This window comes from Polaromonas sp. P3_B1 (assembly GCF_056402935.1).
Map to the genome: position 1 here is coordinate 22,226 of NZ_JBFUGK010000003.1, position 18,952 is coordinate 41,177.

Annotated in this window: 17 protein-coding genes; 2 read left to right on the forward strand and 15 right to left on the reverse strand. The window is 65.8% G+C overall.

Annotated features, from left to right (window positions below):
• Positions 1-2: 2 nt before the first annotated feature.
• From AC1DXS_RS02560 to AC1DXS_RS02575, 4 genes are all read right to left on the reverse strand, one after another.
• On the reverse strand, positions 3-677 hold the full coding sequence (locus tag AC1DXS_RS02560) for an ABC-type transport auxiliary lipoprotein family protein (RefSeq protein WP_477736012.1): 675 nt from the start codon (positions 675-677) through the stop codon (positions 3-5).
• A complete protein-coding gene (locus AC1DXS_RS02565) occupies positions 674-1,606 on the reverse strand; it encodes an MlaD family protein (protein ID WP_477736013.1) in 933 nt (310 codons plus the stop codon). The genes AC1DXS_RS02560 and AC1DXS_RS02565 overlap by 4 nt, the downstream gene beginning before the upstream one ends.
• 12 nt (positions 1,607-1,618) lie before the next feature.
• A complete protein-coding gene (locus AC1DXS_RS02570) occupies positions 1,619-2,407 on the reverse strand; it encodes an ABC transporter ATP-binding protein (RefSeq protein WP_477736014.1) in 789 nt (262 codons plus the stop codon).
• 117 nt (positions 2,408-2,524) lie between these two features.
• Positions 2,525-3,655, reverse strand: coding sequence for an MlaE family ABC transporter permease (locus AC1DXS_RS02575; protein WP_477736015.1), 1,131 nt, complete (start codon positions 3,653-3,655; stop codon positions 2,525-2,527).
• A gap of 473 nt (positions 3,656-4,128) precedes the next feature.
• Here AC1DXS_RS02575 and AC1DXS_RS02580 point away from each other — a divergent pair, with 473 nt between their 5' ends.
• Positions 4,129-5,862 carry a GMC family oxidoreductase gene (locus AC1DXS_RS02580; RefSeq protein WP_477736016.1) on the forward strand — a complete coding sequence of 578 codons (1,734 nt, stop codon included), beginning with the start codon at positions 4,129-4,131 and terminating at the stop codon, positions 5,860-5,862.
• Between the two features lie 34 nt (positions 5,863-5,896).
• On the opposite strand, the gene AC1DXS_RS02585 is transcribed toward AC1DXS_RS02580, so the two are convergent.
• The 8 genes from AC1DXS_RS02585 to AC1DXS_RS02620 all read right to left on the reverse strand — a co-directional run bounded on the left by AC1DXS_RS02585 (position 5,897) and on the right by AC1DXS_RS02620 (position 13,796).
• Complete coding sequence (locus tag AC1DXS_RS02585) at positions 5,897-6,361, reverse strand: MarR family winged helix-turn-helix transcriptional regulator (RefSeq protein WP_477736017.1); 465 nt, start codon at positions 6,359-6,361, stop codon at positions 5,897-5,899.
• A gap of 119 nt (positions 6,362-6,480) precedes the next feature.
• Positions 6,481-7,470 carry a Bug family tripartite tricarboxylate transporter substrate binding protein gene (locus AC1DXS_RS02590; protein WP_477736018.1) on the reverse strand — a complete coding sequence of 330 codons (990 nt, stop codon included), beginning with the start codon at positions 7,468-7,470 and terminating at the stop codon, positions 6,481-6,483.
• An 87-nt stretch (positions 7,471-7,557) separates the two neighbouring features.
• Positions 7,558-7,977, reverse strand: coding sequence for an acyl-CoA thioesterase (locus tag AC1DXS_RS02595; protein WP_413330633.1), 420 nt, complete (start codon positions 7,975-7,977; stop codon positions 7,558-7,560).
• Positions 7,978-7,982: 5 nt separating this feature from the next.
• Positions 7,983-8,768, reverse strand: coding sequence for an SDR family NAD(P)-dependent oxidoreductase (locus tag AC1DXS_RS02600; RefSeq protein WP_477736019.1), 786 nt, complete (start codon positions 8,766-8,768; stop codon positions 7,983-7,985).
• Between the two features lies 1 nt (position 8,769).
• Positions 8,770-10,020, reverse strand: a complete 1,251-nt coding sequence (locus AC1DXS_RS02605; RefSeq protein WP_477736020.1) for a thiolase family protein — start codon at positions 10,018-10,020, stop codon at positions 8,770-8,772.
• 19 nt (positions 10,021-10,039) lie between these two features.
• Complete coding sequence (locus tag AC1DXS_RS02610; RefSeq protein ID WP_477736021.1) at positions 10,040-11,899, reverse strand: feruloyl-CoA synthase; 1,860 nt, start codon at positions 11,897-11,899, stop codon at positions 10,040-10,042.
• An 86-nt stretch (positions 11,900-11,985) separates the two neighbouring features.
• Complete coding sequence (locus AC1DXS_RS02615; RefSeq protein WP_477736022.1) at positions 11,986-12,759, reverse strand: crotonase/enoyl-CoA hydratase family protein; 774 nt, start codon at positions 12,757-12,759, stop codon at positions 11,986-11,988.
• A 218-nt stretch (positions 12,760-12,977) separates the two neighbouring features.
• Positions 12,978-13,796 carry a phosphate/phosphite/phosphonate ABC transporter substrate-binding protein gene (locus tag AC1DXS_RS02620; RefSeq protein WP_477736023.1) on the reverse strand — a complete coding sequence of 273 codons (819 nt, stop codon included), beginning with the start codon at positions 13,794-13,796 and terminating at the stop codon, positions 12,978-12,980.
• 156 nt (positions 13,797-13,952) lie between these two features.
• Here AC1DXS_RS02620 and AC1DXS_RS02625 point away from each other — a divergent pair, with 156 nt between their 5' ends.
• On the forward strand, positions 13,953-14,339 hold the full coding sequence (locus AC1DXS_RS02625) for a hypothetical protein (protein ID WP_477736024.1): 387 nt from the start codon (positions 13,953-13,955) through the stop codon (positions 14,337-14,339).
• A 12-nt stretch (positions 14,340-14,351) separates the two neighbouring features.
• Here AC1DXS_RS02625 and AC1DXS_RS02630 read toward each other — a convergent pair whose 3' ends face one another.
• The 3 genes from AC1DXS_RS02630 to mrdA form a co-directional block, all read right to left on the reverse strand.
• Positions 14,352-14,810: a hypothetical protein gene (locus AC1DXS_RS02630; protein WP_477736025.1), complete on the reverse strand. Its 459-nt coding sequence runs from the start codon at positions 14,808-14,810 to the stop codon at positions 14,352-14,354.
• A gap of 34 nt (positions 14,811-14,844) precedes the next feature.
• Complete coding sequence (locus AC1DXS_RS02635) at positions 14,845-16,341, reverse strand: ammonium transporter (protein ID WP_477736026.1); 1,497 nt, start codon at positions 16,339-16,341, stop codon at positions 14,845-14,847.
• A gap of 400 nt (positions 16,342-16,741) precedes the next feature.
• Positions 16,742-18,817: a penicillin-binding protein 2 gene (mrdA, locus tag AC1DXS_RS02640; RefSeq protein ID WP_477736027.1), complete on the reverse strand. Its 2,076-nt coding sequence runs from the start codon at positions 18,815-18,817 to the stop codon at positions 16,742-16,744.
• Positions 18,818-18,952 lie beyond the last annotated feature (135 nt).

Here is an 18,952-nt window from a genome sequence, read left to right on the forward strand (position 1 = left end):
CATCAGCGCGCGGGGGTCTGCTGCAGCCATTGGTCAATCTCGGCGATGGCCGCGTCGGTGGCGGCCGTCAGGGCCTGGACGCCGCCGGGCGCATCGCTGCTGGGCGCCGGCCGCTGCGCGACGACGTAGCGCTGGCCGACCAGCTTCTCGCCGGCAGGCGTAACCTCCAGCAGCGTGGCGCGCAGGCGTATCAGGCCGACACTGGCCGTGGGGGAGCTGAACAGGTGGCTGAACTCTTCGAGATCCAGGCGCAGCAGCAAGGGCAGCACCGCGTTCTGGCTGCGGTTCAGCGCCACGCTGGCCCCTGCATTGAACACCGCGCGGCGCTGGCCCAGCTGCTCGCGCAGGCGCTGTCTCACCAGCTGGGCGGGCGGCATGCTCCAGCGCGCCTGCGAATAGGGCCGCAGCTGCTGCGCGTCGGCATAGCCCAGGCGGTATAGCACAGCCATGTTGTCGAGTGCGCCGCCCGGGGTGGAGATGTCGTCCAGGGCCAGCGGCGGCAGCGGTGCCTGGCGCGTGGTGGGCAGGGTGGCGGTCGGGCCCGGGCCGAAGTCGTACATGGTGGCACGCGTGGGCTTGTCGGGCAGGCCGGAGCAGCCGGCCAGCGCCAGGGCGGCCAGCAGCGCGCACAGCAAGCCAGCGGCCCGCGAAGGGATTTTTGAAAAAGTGGACGTCATTTTTTCACTCCAGAGGCGGAAAAGCCGGGTTCGCCCGGGCCGGGCACAGGCGGACCGTTGCCGAAGATCAGCGACTGCGGGTTGTCGTCGACGGCGCTCACAGTGCGGCGCATCTGGCGCATGGCGCGTGCGGTTTCGTCGGCCACCTCGCCGAGCTTGGGCAGCGTTCCGGCGCTGAAGGTCTCGACGCCCGCGGCGAGCGCGGTGCCGCCTTCGGACAGTTTGTCGAGCGGACCGCCCTTTTCGCTGAGGCGGGTGGCGGTCGTGCTGATGTCGTCCGCGGCCGTCTTGACGGACTTCAGCGTGGCCGTGGTGTCGCGCGACAGGGCCGGCAGGGACGCCACCGTGGGCTCCAGCCCCTTGGCCACGCGGTCCATGCTGCCGGCGGCGTCGCCAAGCTGTTTGACCGCCGCGGTCACGGCCTGCTGGTTCTCGTCCGACAGCAGCTTGTTGAGCCGCGTGCTGGCTTCCTCGACCTGGTTGAAGATCACCTCGCTTTGTTTGAGCAGCTTGTCCAGGCCGCCGGGCTTGAGCGGGATGCGCGGCGGATCGTCATCGTTGACGGCCAGGCGCTCTGCCGACTTGCCGTCGTCGTCGAGCTGGATAAAGCCCAGGCCGGTGACGCCCTGCGAGGCAACCGTGGCGAAGGTGGACTTGGTGACGGGCGCGCCGCGGTCTATGGAGACGCGGATCAGCACGTTGCCTTTGACCTTGGCGTCAAAACCTATGAGTTCGATCTTGCCCACCGGCACACCGCGAAAACGCACCGCCGCCTGCGGCTGAAGGCCGGACACGGTCTCGCTGGTGCTCATGTCGTAAAGGTCGCGCTGGGTGTTGTCGCGCGTGAGCCAGACGGCCAGCAGCGCGAGCAAGGCGGTGACCACCAGCACAAACGAACCGGCGGCCATGGCATGGGCTTTGTTTTCCATATCGAAGCCTTTCTAAACAGTAAAAGGGTATTCACGCAGCAATTCCATTGCGCGCTGGCCCCTTTCGCCGAGGAAAAATTCGTGAATGAAGGGGTGGGAGAAAGCCACCACCTCCTTGGGCACATCGTTGACGATGACCTTCTGCTCGGCCAGCACCGCGATGCGGGTACTGAGTTCGAACAGCGTGTCCAGGTCGTGCGTCACCATCACCACCGTGAGTTCCATGTCGCGGTGCAGCGAACGCAACAGCGAGACGAAACTGTCGGAGCTTTCCGGGTCCAGCCCGGCCGTGGGCTCATCGAGCAGCAGCAGCGGCGGGTCCATGATGAGGGCGCGCGCCAGCGCCACGCGCTTGATCATGCCGCCCGAAAGATCGCTGGGCATCTTGTCGGCCGCGTCGGGGCCCAGGCCCACCATCTGCAGCTTGACCATGGCCGCCTCATAGACCAGCGCGCGCGGCAGGGTCCTGAGTTCGCGCAGCGGAAAGGCAATGTTCTCCAGCACGGTGAAAGCCGAGAACAACGCACCCTGCTGGAACAGCATGCCGACGCGGCTGGCCGCCCCCTGCTTGCCAAGCTCGGCCGCCGGCCGGCCCAGCACGGTGATTTCGCCCTGGGTCGGTTTTTCCAGCCCCAGCATCTGGCGCAGCAGCACCGTCTTGCCGGTGCCCGAACCGCCGACCAGGGAAAGCACCTCGCCGCGCTCGACGCGCAGGTCCAGGTCCTTGTGCACCACGGCCTTTTTCTCGCCGTTGGGAAACACGGTCCAGAGCTTTTTGATGTCGACGATGGGGCTACTCATAGGAAAAGCGCCGCAGGCGTTTTGAAGAATTCGATTTTCCGCCGGGCCGCCCCAAGGAAAATGCGCCCCTTGGGGGGCAGGGAGCCACACGCAGTGGGCGAGCGTGGGGGGCCCTATTCATATGCCGACGCTTTTAAATAAGACAGCAAACAAGGCATCAACCAGGATCACCACCGTAATCGAGGTCACCACAGACGCCGTAGTCCCCTGCCCCAGGCTTTCGGTGTTGGGCTTGACGCGCAGGCCGTAGTGGCAGCCGACCAGCGCGATCAGCACGCCGAACACCACCGACTTGCCGGTGGCCAGCGAGAGGTTGGCCACATCCACCGCGGCCGGCAGCGAGTTGACGAAGTAGGACGGCGTGACGTCCATGGAAATGTCGGCGGCCAGCATGCCGCCCAGCAAGGCGGCGATCGTGGTCCAGACGCTGATCAGCGGCATCACCACGGCCAGCGCCAGCGCACGCGGCATGACCAGGCGAAAGCCGCGCGCGATGCCCATGACGCGCATGGCGTCGAGTTCCTCGGTGACGCGCATCACGCCGATCTGCGCGGTGATGGCCGAGCCGCTGCGGCCCGCGATCAGGATGGCGGCCAGCACCGGCCCGAGTTCGCGGATCAGCGAGATGCCCAGGATGTTGACGATAAAAGCGTCGGCGCCAAACTGGCGCAGCTGCTGCGAGATCAGGTAGGCCAGCACGACGCCAATCAGAAAGCCCACCAGCGCGGTGATGGGCAGCGCGGTGGCGCCGATGTGGAACAGATGGCCGGACAGGTCGCGCCAGGGGCCTTCATGGGGACGCCGGACCAGGCGGATGACGTCCAGCAGCAACTGGCCGATCAATCGCACCAGGCCCTTGAGGTGGTCCACCAGCTGCAGCACCCGGATGCCCAGCAGGATAAAAGGCTGGCTCCAGCCGGGCTTTTGGCGCTTGGGCGGCTCGGTGCTGAATTTGGCGACGGTCTCCAGCACGGCGCGCTGGTTGGGCTCCGCCTTCAGTTGGGCTGGCCAGTTGCGGCCCCAGTAGTTCCACAGCACCTGGGCGCCCAGGTGGTCGAGTTTTCGCACCTGTTCCAGATTCCATCCCGCCTGGGACCCGGAGGCATCGCCCAGGCCCTGGAGTTGCGCCGTCAACGCCTCCCAGACCCGCTCGCCGGTGAGGCCCGCGGCCGTCCACGCACCCTGCACGACAAACAGCCGGCCTTGCGGCGTGTCCTGCTGTTCGATGCGAGGCGTGGAGTCTTCCATAAGCATTCATTCAAGCCGGCGCAAGGCGGCAGTTTGCAATGTACGAAACACAAAGTTGCATGGTAACTGCTGAAAACGCCGTTGCAGCCCGCTCGCCACTGCTGTCGCCTTGGTCCTACATCGGGATTCGTCTCTCATCCGCGCGCCTCCTTCTTACTCCCTCCCCCGCTGGGGGAGGGCGGGGGTGGGGGCCAGCGACCTCAACTCCGTACTGCGAAGTATCAACCGCCGCCGGCCCCCATCCCCCTTCGACAAGCTCAGGACAGGCCAAGCTTCCCCCAGCGGGGGAAGGAGCAATTCGAAAGCCCAGCGGGTAATCCCCGCCGTCCAGCCGCTGCGGTTTTGCCACAATCGGCCAACGCCTAGCGGTCAGCCCCGCGTTAGGCTGGGCTGGCACCATGCGGCAGGCGGCATGCGCCGCCCCAATACCCGGCATCCCCAGAACAAGCGCCGAACAAAGAGACAAAGCACCCATGCAAGACGAGAGCCAGGTTTTTGACTACATCATCATCGGTGCCGGCACCGCGGGCTGCCTGCTGGCCAACCGCCTGAGCGCCGACGCATCCAAGCGCGTGCTGCTGATCGAGGCGGGCCGCAAGGACGATTACCACTGGATCCACATCCCCGTGGGCTATCTGTACTGCATCGGCAACCCGCGCACCGACTGGCTTTACAACACCGAGCCGGACGCCGGGCTCAACGGCCGGGCGCTGCGCTATCCGCGCGGCAAGACCCTGGGCGGCTGCTCCAGTATCAACGGCATGATTTATATGCGGGGCCAGGCGCGCGACTACGACCAGTGGGCCCAGCTGACCGGCGACATGGCCTGGCGCTGGGAAAATGCCCTGCCGCAATTCAAGCTGCACGAGGACCACCACAAGGGCGCCGACGCGATGCACGGCGCGCGCGGCACGGCGCCCGAGCTGATGGCGGACAAGAGCCAGCCCTACCAGAAGGTGCTGCGCCACCGCAATGCCGGCGGTGAATGGCGTGTCGAAAAGCAGCGCCTGCGCTGGGACATCCTGGACGCCTTCGCCGAAGCGGCGCAGCAGGCCGGCATACCGGCCAGCGGCGACTTCAACCGCGGCGACAACGAGGGCGTGGGCTACTTCGAGGTCAACCAGAAAAGCGGCTGGCGCTGGAACACCGCCAAGGCCTTTTTGCGGCCCGCCTGCTACGCGCGCCCCAATTTCGAGCTGTGGAACAACGCCCAGGTCTGCAAGCTGGTGATAGAGACGCAGGCCGACGGCGGCCAGCGCTGTACCGGCGTGGAGGTGTGGGCCGGCACGGAGCGCGTCACGGCGCGCGCCACGCGTGACTCCGGCCCCATGGGTGAAGTCATTCTGTGCGCGGGCAGCATTGGCTCGCCGCAAATCCTGCAGCTCTCGGGCATAGGCCCGGCGGCCCTGCTGCAGCAGCACGGCATCCCCGTGCTGCAGGACCTGCCCGGCGTGGGCGCCAACCTGCAGGACCACCTGCAGATCCGCTCGGTCTACAAGGTGCACGGCGACAAGCGCTGGGGCCTGTCGCTCAACACCATGGCCAATTCGCTGTGGGGCAAGGCGCGCATCGGGCTGGAATACGCGCTGCGCCAGACCGGCCCCATGAGCATGGCGCCCTCGCAGCTGGGCGCGTTCACGCGCAGCTCGCCCGACCAGCCCTATCCCAACATCCAGTACCACGTGCAACCGCTGTCGCTGGAAGCTTTCGGCGAGCCGCTGCACGGCTTCAACGCCTTCACCGCCAGCGTCTGCAACCTCAACCCGACCAGCCGCGGCACGGTGCACATCAAGAGCGGTCGATTCGAGGACGCGCCGGCCATCGCGCCCAACTACCTGAGCACGGCCGAGGACCGCCAGGTGGCGGCCGATTCGCTGCGCGTGACGCGCAAGATCGTGAGCCAGGGTGCGCTGGCCAAATACCAGCCCGAGGAGTTCAAGCCGGGCGTGCAGTTCCAGACGGACGAGGAGCTCACGCGGCTGGCCGGCGACATCGCCACCACCATCTTCCACCCGGTGGGCACGACCAAAATGGGACGTGACGATGACCCCATGGCGGTGGTCGACTCGCACCTCAGGGTGCGCGGCATTCGCGGCCTGCGCGTGGTGGATGCTGGCGTGATGCCGCTGATCACCAGCGGCAACACCAATTCACCGACGTTGATGATCGCGGAGAAGGCGGCGGCCTGGATCCAGGCCGGGATCTAAGAGCCTGTTCAATGTCTAAACGGGGCCGCGCAGCTCAACGGTAGATTTTTTGCAGAAGGCGCATCAGCGTCTTCTTTTCCGCAGCGCTCAGACGCTGGGTGGCCTCGGTTTCAAGGTCGACGGCGGTGCTCTCCGCGTCGCGCATCAGCGCTTCACCTTCGGCAGTGAGGTAAAGCCCCACGGCGCGGCCGTCTTGCGGGTGCGGCTTGCGGTGCACCAGCTTGCGCTTTTCCAGCGTGACGATTTTCCCGACGAGGTTGGGCGGCAGGATGCTGAGCGCGCCGCACAGCTGGCGCGAGGTGATGCCGGGGTTGTGCGTGATCAGCGACAGGATGGAAAAGTCCACGTGCCGCAAGTCGTAGACCGCCATGCGCTTGCTGAACAGCTCAATGACCTTGAGGGAAGCACGCGTGGCGTTGTAGCCCATCAAGGTTTCGAGATAAGAGGTATCAACCTCCTCTATCGCTGGGGCGAGGGCGAGTTTGGACGACGCTGGCATAGGGAATCAGGGCGCTTTCGTTATCGGGCAACACTGCTGCACGGGCATGTGGCCGGTAGAGCCCTGATTATGCCAACGCGTCCGGCGGGCGGCCCAGGGCGGCCACGCGCCGCGGGACATCAGGACTCCGCGGTGAAGCCGACTTTTTTGATCAGCGGTCCCCAGCGCTCGAACTCGCGCTTCTGGCTGACGGCCATGTCCTCCGCGGTGCCGCCGTAGGGAATCAACCCCACCACCGTGAGCGACTCGATAACGGTTTTGTCCTGGATGGCGGCATTGATGGCGGCGTTGGCCGCGGCAACCATGTTGGCCGGTGTTTTGGCGGGCGCGTAGAAACCGAACCACTCTTCCACCGTCAGGTCGGCAAAGCCCTGTTCGGCGAAGGTCGGCACCTCGGGCACAAAGGGTGAACGCTGCTTTCCCGAGGTGGCCAGGATGCGCAGCCTGCCGGCCTTGTGGTTGGGAATGAAGTCACCGTGCGGCGTCACCATCGCAGCGAGCTGGCCGCCGACCACATCGGTCACGCCGGGCACCGAGCCGCGGTAGGGCACGTGCTTGAGCTCCACGTGGTTGTTCAGGCCCAGCAAGGCGCCGATGAAGTGCGGGGTCGAGCCCGCGGCGGGCGAGCCGTAACTCGCGTCCTTGGGGTTGGCCTTGGCCCAGGCGAGAAAATCCTGCACGGTCTTGACCGAGGCCGGCACCAGCGGCCCGACGGCCAGCCCATGGTGAATCATGGAGGCGGTGCCCACCGTGACGAAATCCGCGAACGGGTCGTAGGACAGTTTTTTGTAGATGTGCGGGTACAGCGACAGGCAGGAGAACGGGCTCATCGCCAGCACCGATCCGTCCGCCGGCGCCGTCTTGAGCACCTCCAGCGCGATGCGGCCGCCGGCACCGGTCTTGGTGTCCACGATGCCGTTATTTTTGGAATAGGCTGTGCCGCCAAGGCGGTCGCCCACACGGCGCGCGCAGATGTCGCCCGCGCTGCCGGCCGGAAAGCCGTAAAGAATCTTGACCAGTTCGAGCGGCGCGGCCAGAGCCGGGAAAGGCGCTAGAGCGGCCGCGGAAAGCGCCGCTGCGCTCTGCACAAAATGACGACGTGTTTGCATGAGATGTCTCCTTGTAGTTAAGTCCACGGGTCGAAAAGCAAAATCCGCGAGGCGCCGGACATCTCCGGACGCGTCAGTCACATTCCTTCAGCTGCATTGGCGGCGTATGTCCGGGGGCACGGCAATGGCCTTCATACGGTCGGGTTTGTCGGGGTGGCGTATGCAGAAGGCGCGCGTTTCCCGCCCTTCGCAGATCAAATCCTCGCCGCGGCGGATCACATGCCGCTGGATGAACACCTTGTCCCGCCATTCCTCCACACTGGTGTGGATACGCAAGGTCTCGCCGTAGGTGGCGGGCTGGCTGAATTTGGTGTTGATCTCCAGCAGCGGGGTGCCGACGATGCCGGTGGTCTTGACCAGTTCCCGCCAGGGCGGCACGCCGCAGGCCATGAAAAAGTTCAGCGATGCGGCGTCCATCCAGCGCGAGAAATTGGGGAAGAACACGATCCCCGCAGGATCGCAGTCGCCGAACGCAACCTTCACTTCATAAACAATGGTTTTTTCCATGCGGCTCACCTTGGCGCCATGCGCAGCGCACCGTCCAGGCGTATGACTTCGCCGTTCAGGTGGTCGTTGTTCACGATGTGCACCGCCAGCTGCGCGAACTCCTGCGGCTTGCCCAGGCGCGGTGGAAAGGGAATGCTGGCAGCCAGCGAAGCCTGGACGGCTTCGGGCAGCTGCGCCATCAGCGGTGTGGCGAAGAGGCCAGGCGCCACCGTGCAGACACGGATGCCATGCTGCGCGAGGTCGCGCGCCATGGGCAGCGTCATGCCGGCCAGGCCTGCCTTGGAGGCGCTGTAGGCCTGTTGCCCGACCTGGCCGTCGAAGGCGGCCACCGATGCGGTGAACATCATGACGCCGCGCTGGCCATCTTCCAGCGGAGCGAGCTTGGCGCAGGCGGCCGCGAACAGCCGGCTCACGTTGTAGCTGCCGACCAGGTTGATGGTGACCACCCTGGCAAAGTCCTCCAGCGGCGCCGGCGTGCCGTCCTTGGCCACGATGCGCTTGGCTGTGCCTATGCCGGCGATATTCATCAGGATGCGGGCCGGGCCGTGCGCACCAGCCGCCTTGTCGAGTGCAGCCTGTACGCTGGCGCTGTCGGTGATGTCGCAGTGGCAGGCCAGTGCCGCGCCCGCGCCTTGGGCCGTGCAGATGTCGGCGGCGACTTTTTCCGCGTTGGCAAGGTTGATGTCCAGCACGGCGACCTTGGCGCCCAGGCGCGCCAGTTCCCGTGCCGTAGCTTCGCCCAGCCCCGAGCCACCGCCGGTAACGAGTGCCGCGAGTCCTTGAATGTTCATGTCAGTTCGCCTCCGGGTTTTCAAGCAGCAGGGCAATGCCCTGGCCGCCGCCCACGCAGGCAGAGGCAATGCCGTAGCGCACACCCGCGCGTTGCATTTCCCGGGCGACGGTGACCGTGAGCCGCACACCGGTCACGGCCAGCGGATGCCCCATGGCGATCGCACCGCCGTTGACGTTGAGCCTGGCCAGGTCCAGGCCCAGCTCGCGCGCAACCGCCAGCGTCTGCGCGCCCTGGGCCTCGTTGATTTCAAAGCGGCCGATCTGGTCCAGCGTCAGACCGCAGCGCTCCAGCAGCAAGCGGATCGCGGGGGCCGGGCCTATTCCCATGATCTCGGGTGGCACACCCACCACCGCGGCGGCCACTACCCGGGCCAGCGGTTTTTCATTGCGGGTCTTCACATAGGCGCCTGAGGCCACCACAGCCGCCGCGGCTGCGTCCACCAGCGCCGCGCTGTTGCCGCCGGTCTGCACACCACCGGGATGCACCACCCTGAGCTTGGCCAGCACCTCGACCGGGGACGGCCGCGCGTGGGTGTCCTGCGCGACTTCCGTAATCTTGCCCTGCAAAGTGATGCCGCGCGAGGCATAGCCGGTGAGATCGAACTTCTCGCTGACCACCGGCACGATTTCGCCCGCATGGAAGCCGGCTTCACGGGCCGCCACGGCCTTGGAGAAAGAGCTTGATGCAAATTCATCGACCTCTTGCCGCGTGATGCCGTATTTCTTCGCGAGGTTTTCGGCGGTCTGGATCATGTCGATGCCGGCGGCCGAGTCTCTGAGGGCCTCCCACATGAAGTCCTTGAAGCCGACCGGCGCGCCGAGCTTGAAACCGGTGCGGTGCTCGAAAGCGGCGATCGGGTTGCGCGTCATGCTTTCGGCGCCGACGACCAGCGCCACGTTGGCCGCACCGCTCTGGATCTGCTCGCCCGCCTGCCTGAACAATTCGAATCCCGTTCCGCAGATGCGCTGCACCATGATGGCCGGCACCTCCACCGGCACGCCGGCGTACAGGCCGATATGGCGCGGCAGCATGAATTGCTCAAAATCGCCGGGCGCCATGTTGCCGGCAATCACCGAGTCGATATCGCCGGCGCTGACGCCGCAGCGCTGCAGCACGGCGCGCGCGGCCTTGATGCCGAGGTCGGTGGGCGATATGTGGCCGAGGGCGCCGCAGTAGTCGACCATGGGCGTGCGCATGCCGGCCAGTATCCAGACGTCGTTGAAAGCGGAGAAAAATCCTTTGGATTGCATGGTGGTGGGGTTCGTGGTTTCAGCGTATGGCGGGTTTGAGGATGGGATGCGCGGTGTCGTCATGCAGGGCCGCCACCAGCGCCTCGCGGTGCGTGAGCACGGCGCGCTGGTTGATGGAGCCCTTGTCGGTGACCTCGCCCTTGTCGAATGAAGGCGGCTCGTGCATCAGGAGCAGGCGGCCTATGCAGCTGGCGCTTCCGGTGGCGTGCTGCGCAAGCTTGTCCAGCATGTCCTGGAAATGCGCGACCACCTGTTCGCACTCGAGCACCTCGCGCATCGGCGCCTCGGGCGCAAGCCCGGCCAGCGCGCGCACCGCGGGTGTCGGAAAAACCAGCGCGCCGACTTCCTTGAGGTTGATGCCCGTCAGGACAACGTCCTGCACATAGGGCGCCCCTGCCGCGACGATTTTTGCGCGCAACGGGCCCACGCTGACAAAAGTGCCGGTGGCGAGCTTGAAGTCTTCGGCGATGCGCCCGTCGAACTTGAGCCCGAGGTGAATGTTGCCCTCGTCAATCCATTTGACAGCGTCACCGGTGCAGAAGAAACCCTCTTCGTCAAAAGCTTCCGCCGTCTCTTTGCCCGCACGCCAGTAGCCGGGGGTGACGTTGGGGCCCTTGTATCGCACCTCGGTCTTGCCGTCCACGTCGGCCAGCTTGAGCTCCATGCCGGGCGTGGGCACGCCCAGGTCGCCGCTCTTCACCTCGGGGCTGGTCACGAAAATCGCAAACGGCGCGGACTCGGTCATGCCCAGGCCGGTCACCATGACAATGCGTTCGCCGATTTCCTGTTCCTGCGATTCATAGAGGCTGTCCCACACCGGTTGGGCCAGCGCGGCGCCGGCGTAGAAGAACATCTTGACCCGGGACAGCAGATTGCGCCGCAGTTGCGCGTCTGTCTTCATGGCGTTGGCGATGGCTTCAAAACCTGTCGGCACATTGAAGTAGACCGTAGGGGCGATCTCACGCAGGTTGCGCAGGGTTTCGTGCATGAGCGCGGGCGTGGGCTTTCCGTCGTCGATATAGAGCGTCCCGCCATGGAACAGCGCCATGCCGAAGTTGTGGTTGCCGCCGAAGGTGTGGTTCCACGGAAGCCAGTCGACGAGCACCAGCGGCTGCTCTGCCAGCACCGGCATGGACTGCGCCATCTGCTGCTGGTTGGCGCACCACATGCGCTGCGTGTTGATCACCGCCTTGGGCAGTTTGGTGGAGCCGCTGGTAAACAGGAATTTGACGATGGTGTCCGGCCCGGTGGCCTGCATGGCGCGGTCCACCGCGTCCGTCGCCGGTGTGGCGGCCAGGTCCGCAAAGCGCGTGCTGGCGCGGCCCTCGATCTGCCCCGCGCCCAGCAGCACCTCGACCCCGGGCTCCAGCACGGCCTGTATGGCCTTGCCGTAACGTTCCGCATCGGCGGCAAACACCAGCCCGGGAGTCACGGTCTTGATGACGTGGCGCAGCTTGTCGTAGTCCTGGCTGACCAGCGAGTACGGCGGCGACACGGGCACAAAGGGCACGCCGGCCACCAGGCAACCCAGGGCCAGCTGCGCGTGCTCCAGGCCGTTCTCGGACAGTATCACCACGGGCCGCTCGGTGCTGAGGCCGCGGTCCAGCAATCCCTGGGCGATGCTGCGCGCCGCCGCCCAGGCCTGGGCGTAGCTGAGGTGCCGCCACTCGCCGGTCCTTCCATCAGCCAGCTTTTCGCGCCGCGCCATGAAGCTGCGCTCAGGCGCAACCTGCGCCCAATGTTGAAGCTTGTCAGTGATGCGGGCGGGGTAGTCTTTCAGGTCCTGGTCGGCACGAAGGTAGCGGACGCCGGGCCGGCCTTCGCGCAGCACGGCACGGGTCACGCCAAAGCGCAGGGGGCGGAATTTGGGGGCGCTCATGATGGTCTCTTTGTCTCTTGTCTCTTCTGTTTTCTGTTTTGGCGTCTCTTCTCGCCGGGCCCTTCGCGCAGCGCCCACCGGCGGGATCAGGTTTTCTTCACCTTGGCGGCCTTGCCAATGAGAAAGTCTTTCACACGGTCCTTGGCCTCGGGCGCGCTTTGCGCCACCGCGGCCATCAGGGCCTCGGTGAAGAATCCCTGGTCGGCCGGCTGTTCGGCGATGCGCGGCAAGGCGTGCATCAGGGCGTAGTTGGTCAGCGGCGCGTTTTTCGCGACCTGTGCGGCCAGCTCCAGCGCCTTGTCGAAGGCCTGGCCTTGCGGCACCAGGTATTGCGCCAGGCCTATGCGTTCGCCGTCCTGGGCGTTGTAGACGCGGCCGGTCAGCATCATGTCCGTCATGCGGGCCGTGCCTATCAGGCGCGGGATGCGCACCGCGCCGCCGCCGCCCACAAAGATGCCGCGCGAGCCTTCAGGCAAGGCGTAAAAAGCACTTTCGTCGGCGACCCGTATGTGGCAGGCACTCGCCAGCTCCAGGCCGCCGCCGACCACCGCGCCATGCAGGGCTGCGATCACGGGCACGGGGCCGTACTGCAGGCGGTCCAGCGCGGCATGCCACATGCGCGAGTGGTGCAGCCCCTGGCTGGCGTCGCGTTCCTGCAGTTCGCTGAGGTCCAGGCCGGCGCAGAAGTGGTCGCCCTCACCGTGGATAACGGCGGCCCTGGCGGTGGACGGCAGGGTTTCAAACAGGTCGCGCAGCGCCAGCACCAGGGCGTCGCCCAGGGCATTGCGCTTGGCGGGGCGCGCCAGGCGAATCACGGCGATGTCGCCGCGCATATCGAGAACTAGGTGTTTTTGGGTCATAAGAGGTTTTTCAGTGAAGCCAATTATGATTATGATTCATAACTATTACAACGAAGCCGGGCGGGTTTTTAGGCAGTGAAAACCCTAGGGGCCGGAAAAGGAGAGGCGAGTCGCAGCAAGGCGGAACAGGCGCGCGGGCGGCTGCGGGCGGCCGGAGGCAGCCCCAGGGGCGCAGCCCGGTTCAGGCTGGCCGCAGGAGGGTTGGAATCAGCGAAGGCTCAGATATTGAGCCACTTGAGCAGCTCGCGCATGCGGGGCTCGGACGTGGTGTCGAACTGTTCGACACCGATGCGCTTGAGCACGTCTTTGCCGGCCTCGCTGCCGGGCAGCGCCATCAGCTCTTCCTGGATGGCCTTGAGCTGCTCGGGCTTGATGCGCTTGTGGGCCACCATCGGAAAGTAGGGCTGGGGCACGCTCTTGTGGATGATGCGGCCGCCCTCCTTTTCCCACTTCCTGGCGATGCCTGAATAGGACGCCACGCCGCCCACATCGGCGAATTTGTTGTMCAGGTAGAAGCCGACAGCGGCCTGCTCGCGCACGAACTGCACGTTTTCCTTGCCCACCAGGATGCCCTTGTCGCGCAGTTCGGCGGCGCAAAAGCGCGACATGTAAGCGATCTGCTCGGGCAGGGCGATGCGCTTGCCCTTGACATCATCAATCGTCTTCAGCTCGGACCCCTTGGGCGCGATGATGAAGCATTGCCCGTCGGGTTTGGTGCTGGCGATGTAGCTGTAGCCGTAGTCGCGCATGCCGCGCGCCGGGTAATCGCTGGGGCGGGCCATCACCAGGTCGAAGCGGCCGGTCTGCATGCCTTCTTCCAGCTGCTTGAATTCGCGCGCGAACACCACACTCACCTTGGCCTTCATGGCTTTGCCGATCACTTCAGCCAGGCCCTGGTATTTGGCGATCACCTGGGCATGGTCCAGGCCGCCCGAGGTGCCTTCGCTGATACCCAGCACCAATTGCTGGGCGGGGGCCGGAGCCTGGGCCAGCACAAGGCCCGGCCCGAGCAGGCCGGCCGCCCATATCAATGTCATTCCCGTGCGCAACATAAGCTCCCCCTTATATGACTGGCATGCTAACGCCCGCACCTGAAACCTGCGCTTGTGATTACCCTTAATCGGTTTGCCTTACATCCTTGCCGCATGGCGGCAGCCGACTGGATTCGCATAGCGATGACACAATGCGCACGCATGAAGCACCTGCCCTTTTCCCTGATCTCCGCCCTGCTGATGGCCCTGTCCGCCTGCGGTTCGGCGCCGCGGACCAGCCAGGACCCGCTGTCGATTGCCCGCGCCCCGGTGGCGGCGGCTATCAACGACTACCAGCGCTGCGCCGACCAGGCCCTGCTGCCGCTGAAAGCCGACACGGCCCAGTCCGTTTTTGTGCTCGCTGACACGGCCCTGGCCGCCTGCGATGCCGGCCTGGAGCAGGTGCGGCACAGCATCCTGGCCGACAACGCGGGCCATCCCTATGTGGCCGCCTTCGCGGAAGAAGCCAGCGCCAATATCCGCACACGCACCCGCAACATGCTGGCGCACAGCCTGAACCGCGCGCGGCAAACGCAACCGGCGAACTAGCAGCCCGGCCTCCTAGCGAAGGCCTTTCACATAGCGCGGCGCGTTCGGGTCGCGCTGCTTGCGTTCGCGGTGGCCCTCTTCGCCGAAGATCGCGCCGAAAGTGGACTCAATAAAGCCTGACTCCGGATAAACCTCTTCCTCGGTGTCGATGGAGCGCGCGCTCTGGCGGTCCGCCTGCGGCGGCGCGGCCACCACGGTCGGGCCGCGCTCTTTCAAGGCGTCCGACACCATCTGGACCAAGGGCAGGCGCGGCTTGGGTTCGGGCTCGGCCATGATCTCTTCCAGCCTGTCGGCCCAGACGGCCAGGTCGGGGTGGCCTTCCTCGGCCGCCTTCTCGCGTGCAAAGCGCGCTATCTCGGCCGCGTACTCAAGGTTGCCGGCCATCCATTCGGTGTCCGTCACCCGGCCGGTCTTGCGGCGCAGCAACACATGCAGATGGGCAGCGATGGCGATTTTTTCATTGGAAGGCATGGTGTGGTGTCCTTCAAGGTGAAATGCCGGCCAATCAGGTGCCCAGGCGTTCGGCATGCTGGGTGATGTCCAGGCCGTCGCTCTCGGAAGCCTCGCTGACGCGCAGGCTGACGATCAGCGAGGTGATCCACAGGGCCAGCGCCGTCATGAACAGGCTGTACAGCATGACCGAGCCCGCGCCTATGGCCTGCGTCAGCACATTGCCCTGCGCCCCCGAGATGGCCTTGCTGGCGAACACGCCGGTGAGCAGTGAGCCCACAATGCCGCCCACCCCATGCACGCCAAACACGTCCAGCGAGTCGTCGGCATCGAGCAGGCGCTTCAGGCCGGTGGCACCCCAGTAGCAGGCCAGCCCGGCGGCCACGCCGAACACCAGCGCCGCGCGCGGTGAGACAAAACCGGCGGCCGGCGTGATCGCGACCAGGCCGGCCACCAGGCCCGAGCACAGGCCCAGCAGCGAGGGCCGCCCGCGCACCGCCCACTCGGCCGCCATCCACGACAGGGCGCCGGCCGCGGCCGCGATGTGGGTGACCGCCATCGCCAGCCCCGCCCGGCCGTCGGAGGCCACGGCGGAGCCGGCGTTGAAGCCGAACCAACCCACCCACAGCATGCCGGCGCCGGCCATGGTCAGGCCCAGGTTGAAGGGCGTGAAGGGCTCACGGCCGTATCCGCGGCGCGGGCCGAGCGCATAGGCACAGACCAGCCCGGCGATACCGGCATTGATGTGCACCACCGAGCCGCCGGCAAAATCCAGCGCGCCCATGCGGGCCAGCCAGCCGTTGGGCTCCCACACCCAATGGGCGATCGGGGCATAGACGACGACCGTCCACAGCGACATGAAAATCAGCATCGCCGAAAAGCGCATGCGCTCGACAAAAGAGCCGACCACCAGCGCCGCGGTGATGATGGCGAAGGTCAGCTGGAACATCGCGTAAACCGATTCCGGGATGTTGGGCGCGACGTGGCTGACCGCGACCTTCTGCGCGTCCTTCACATAGTCAAGTCCGGCAAACCAGAAGCGCTCGGCACCGCCCAGGTAATGGCCCCAGGCACCGCTGCCGGGCGTGAAAGCGATCGAATAGCCGACGGCAAACCACAAGAGACTCACGACAGCACAGATGGCGACGACGCTTGCCATGACATTGAGTACGCTTTTCCTGCGCACCATGCCGCCGTAAAAGAGGGCGATGCCCGGAAGCGTCATGAGCAGCACCAGCGCGGTGGACGTCATCATCCAGGCGGTGTCGGCACCGTTGAGAGTTTCGGCCCCCACCAGGCCCGGCTGGGTCAGGGGCGCGGGAGGCGGCGGGGCTGATGCGGCCGCCACGGGAGCCGGCGCCGCAGGCGCGGGGGGCGCCGGCTGTGCCGTGGGAGCAGCTGCGGTCGCTGCGGCTTCGGAGGCCGCGCTGGCCGCAGCCGCGGCCGAAGCGGAAGCGGCGGCCGGTGCGGCGGGCGCTTGTGCCATGGCCTGGTGGCAGGCCATGCAGACCCAGATCGACAGACCCCACGCCGCAAAGCTCTTCAAGTGCATACATGCCCGCCTTTCTTGCAATCAGCCAACAATCCGTAACATTCGGAGGGCAAAGGCATAACTCATGCCAGTGGTTGGTAGCGGGGTTTTTAGACAGTTTTAATTACAAATGCGTGCAGACGGTGCAGGCGGGCGCCATGGTGTGGCGTGCCCCGGCACGGCTGCGGGCATGCTGCGCGGGGTTCGGGGGCGGGAAACCCCCAATGCACTAAGCCAGTGCACGGGCTACATTGGATGACTTGCTGACGAGCCTCGCTGCTCGCAACGCGAGGAGCCGAGGAGACACGAGAGAGCCACTAGAAGTACACAAGTGGCAAGGCATTCCACAAGATGCCCTGCCGCAAAAAGCGCTGGTAACCCCAGCGCTTTTTTTATGGCCCCGCGAGTTGGCGGCGGAGCCTCAACGCCCTGCCGCCGAGGCGGGAGGCTGCGGCGACGCGCTGCGGCCGGCCACCTGGGTCAAGGCGAGCACCGCCGGCTTGACGGGCGCGGCGGCGGCGCCGGACGCCTCCGGTGCGGCCACTGCGGCGCCGCCCGGCAACATCGCCGCCATATCGGCGATGCGACGTGGTTTGCCTATGGGCGCCCCGGCTTGGCCTTTTTGCACCGCCGCCATGTCTTCCTCGGTGGGATACTGGCCCATCAACATGAAGTCAAACACCCGGCGCGCGATCGGTGCTGCAGCGCCCGCACCCCAGCCGGCGTTTTCCACGATCACGGCCAGCGCAATCTTGGGCTCTTCCGCCGGCGCCATGGCGATGTAAAGCGAGTGGTCGCGCTGGTGCTCTTCCATCTTGGCGCTGTTGTATTTACCTTTGGCGGCCATGGTCACGGCTTGGGCGGTGCCGGTTTTGCCGCCACTCGTGTAGCCGGCGCCCGCAAACACCCGAGCCGAGGTGCCCCCCTGGGTGACGCCGAGCAGCCCCTTGCGCACGATGGCGACGTTTTCCGGCTTGTAGCCCAGGTCTTCGGCGGGCGCCAGGGGCTGCGGGGTCAGCGCCCGCGTCATCGAGTCCTGCGTGGCGATCACCAGCCGCGGCTTGTGCTTGATGCCGTTGTTGACCAGCGTCGCGGTGGCTTGCGCCAGCTGCAGCATGGTGAAACTGTTGTAGCCCTGGCCGATGCCCAGCGAGATGGTTTCGCCGGGAAACCACTTTTGCTGCTCCGGCCTCTTGAAGTAACCGCGTTTCCAGGCCTGGCTGGGCAGGATGCCGCGCACCTCGCCGTTGATGTCGATGCCGGTGATCTGGCCGAAGCCCAGGGGTTTCATGAAGTCGTGGATGGCATCCACGCCCATCTCGTTGGCCAGCGAATAAAAATACACGTTGCTGGACTCCACGATGGCGCGGTTCATGTCCATGGGGCCGCCGCGTTCGTTTTCGGGACTGCCGAAGCGGCGGCCGCCGAACATGTAAAAGCCGGGGTCGTTGATGATGGTCCTGGGGTCACGGGCGCCGGTCTGCAGCGCGGCCATGGCCATGAAGGGCTTGTAGGTCGAGCCCGGCGGGTAGGTGCCCCGCAATGCGCGGTTGAGCAGCGGCTTGTCGATGGACTCGTTGAGCGCCTGCCAGCTTTCGGTATCGATGCCGTCGACAAACAGGTTGGGATCAAAGGTCGGCTTGCTGACGAAGGCCAGCACGTCGCCGGTTTTCGGGTCCAGCGCCACCAGCGCACCACGCCGGTCGCCGAACATGTCTTCCACCAGTTTCTGCAACCGGATGTCCACCGAAAGCATGACCGTATGGCCCGGCGTGGCCGGGTTGGTCGCCAGCTTGCGCACGGCACGACCGCCGGCGGAGGTCTCCACCTGCTCGACGCCGGTGGTGCCGTGCAGTTGCTGCTCGAAGCTCTGCTCGATGCCGAGCTTGCCGATGTAGTCGGTGCCCCGGTAATTGCCCTCGTCGTCACTGTCCTCGATGGCTTCTTTTTCGGCCTGGTTGATGCGGCCTATATAGCCCACCACGTGGCTGCCCAGCTCGCCATAGGGATAGCTGCGAAACAGCCGCGCCTTGATGTCCACGCCCGGGAAGCGGAAACGCTGCGCCGCAAAACGCGCCACTTCCTCATCGGTCAGCCGCGTACGTATCGGCAGCGACTCAAAGTTCTTCGCCTCTTCACGCAGCCGCTTGAAGCGCCGCTTGTCGCGAAGCTGGATGTCGATCACCTTTTCCAGCGCGGCAATCGTTTCCTCGAGGTTCTCAACCTTGGACGGCGTGATCTCCAGCGTATAGGCCGAGTAATTTGTCGCCAGCACAATGCCGTTGCGGTCCAGAATCAGCCCGCGATTCGGCACGATCGGCACGATGGCCGTGCGGTTGCTCTCGGCCTGCTCGTTCAGGTCCGCATGGCGGTACACCTGCAGGTACACCAGCCGCGCCGCCAGCAACGCGAATGCACACAGCACCACAAAGCTCGCCACCAGCACCCGCGCGCGAAAACGCGACAGGTCGGCTTCAACGTTGCGCAACTCAGTCATGGTGGTGCGACTCTACAGCCCGCACAAAGTGCCTGCAAGGCGCATGATTCCCCCCGTCAAGGCAAGGGCGATGCGAAGCGAGCCGAAGCAAGCCAGCATGAGCCGCGGAACTGGCTTTGCCAGGCCGCAGGCGGG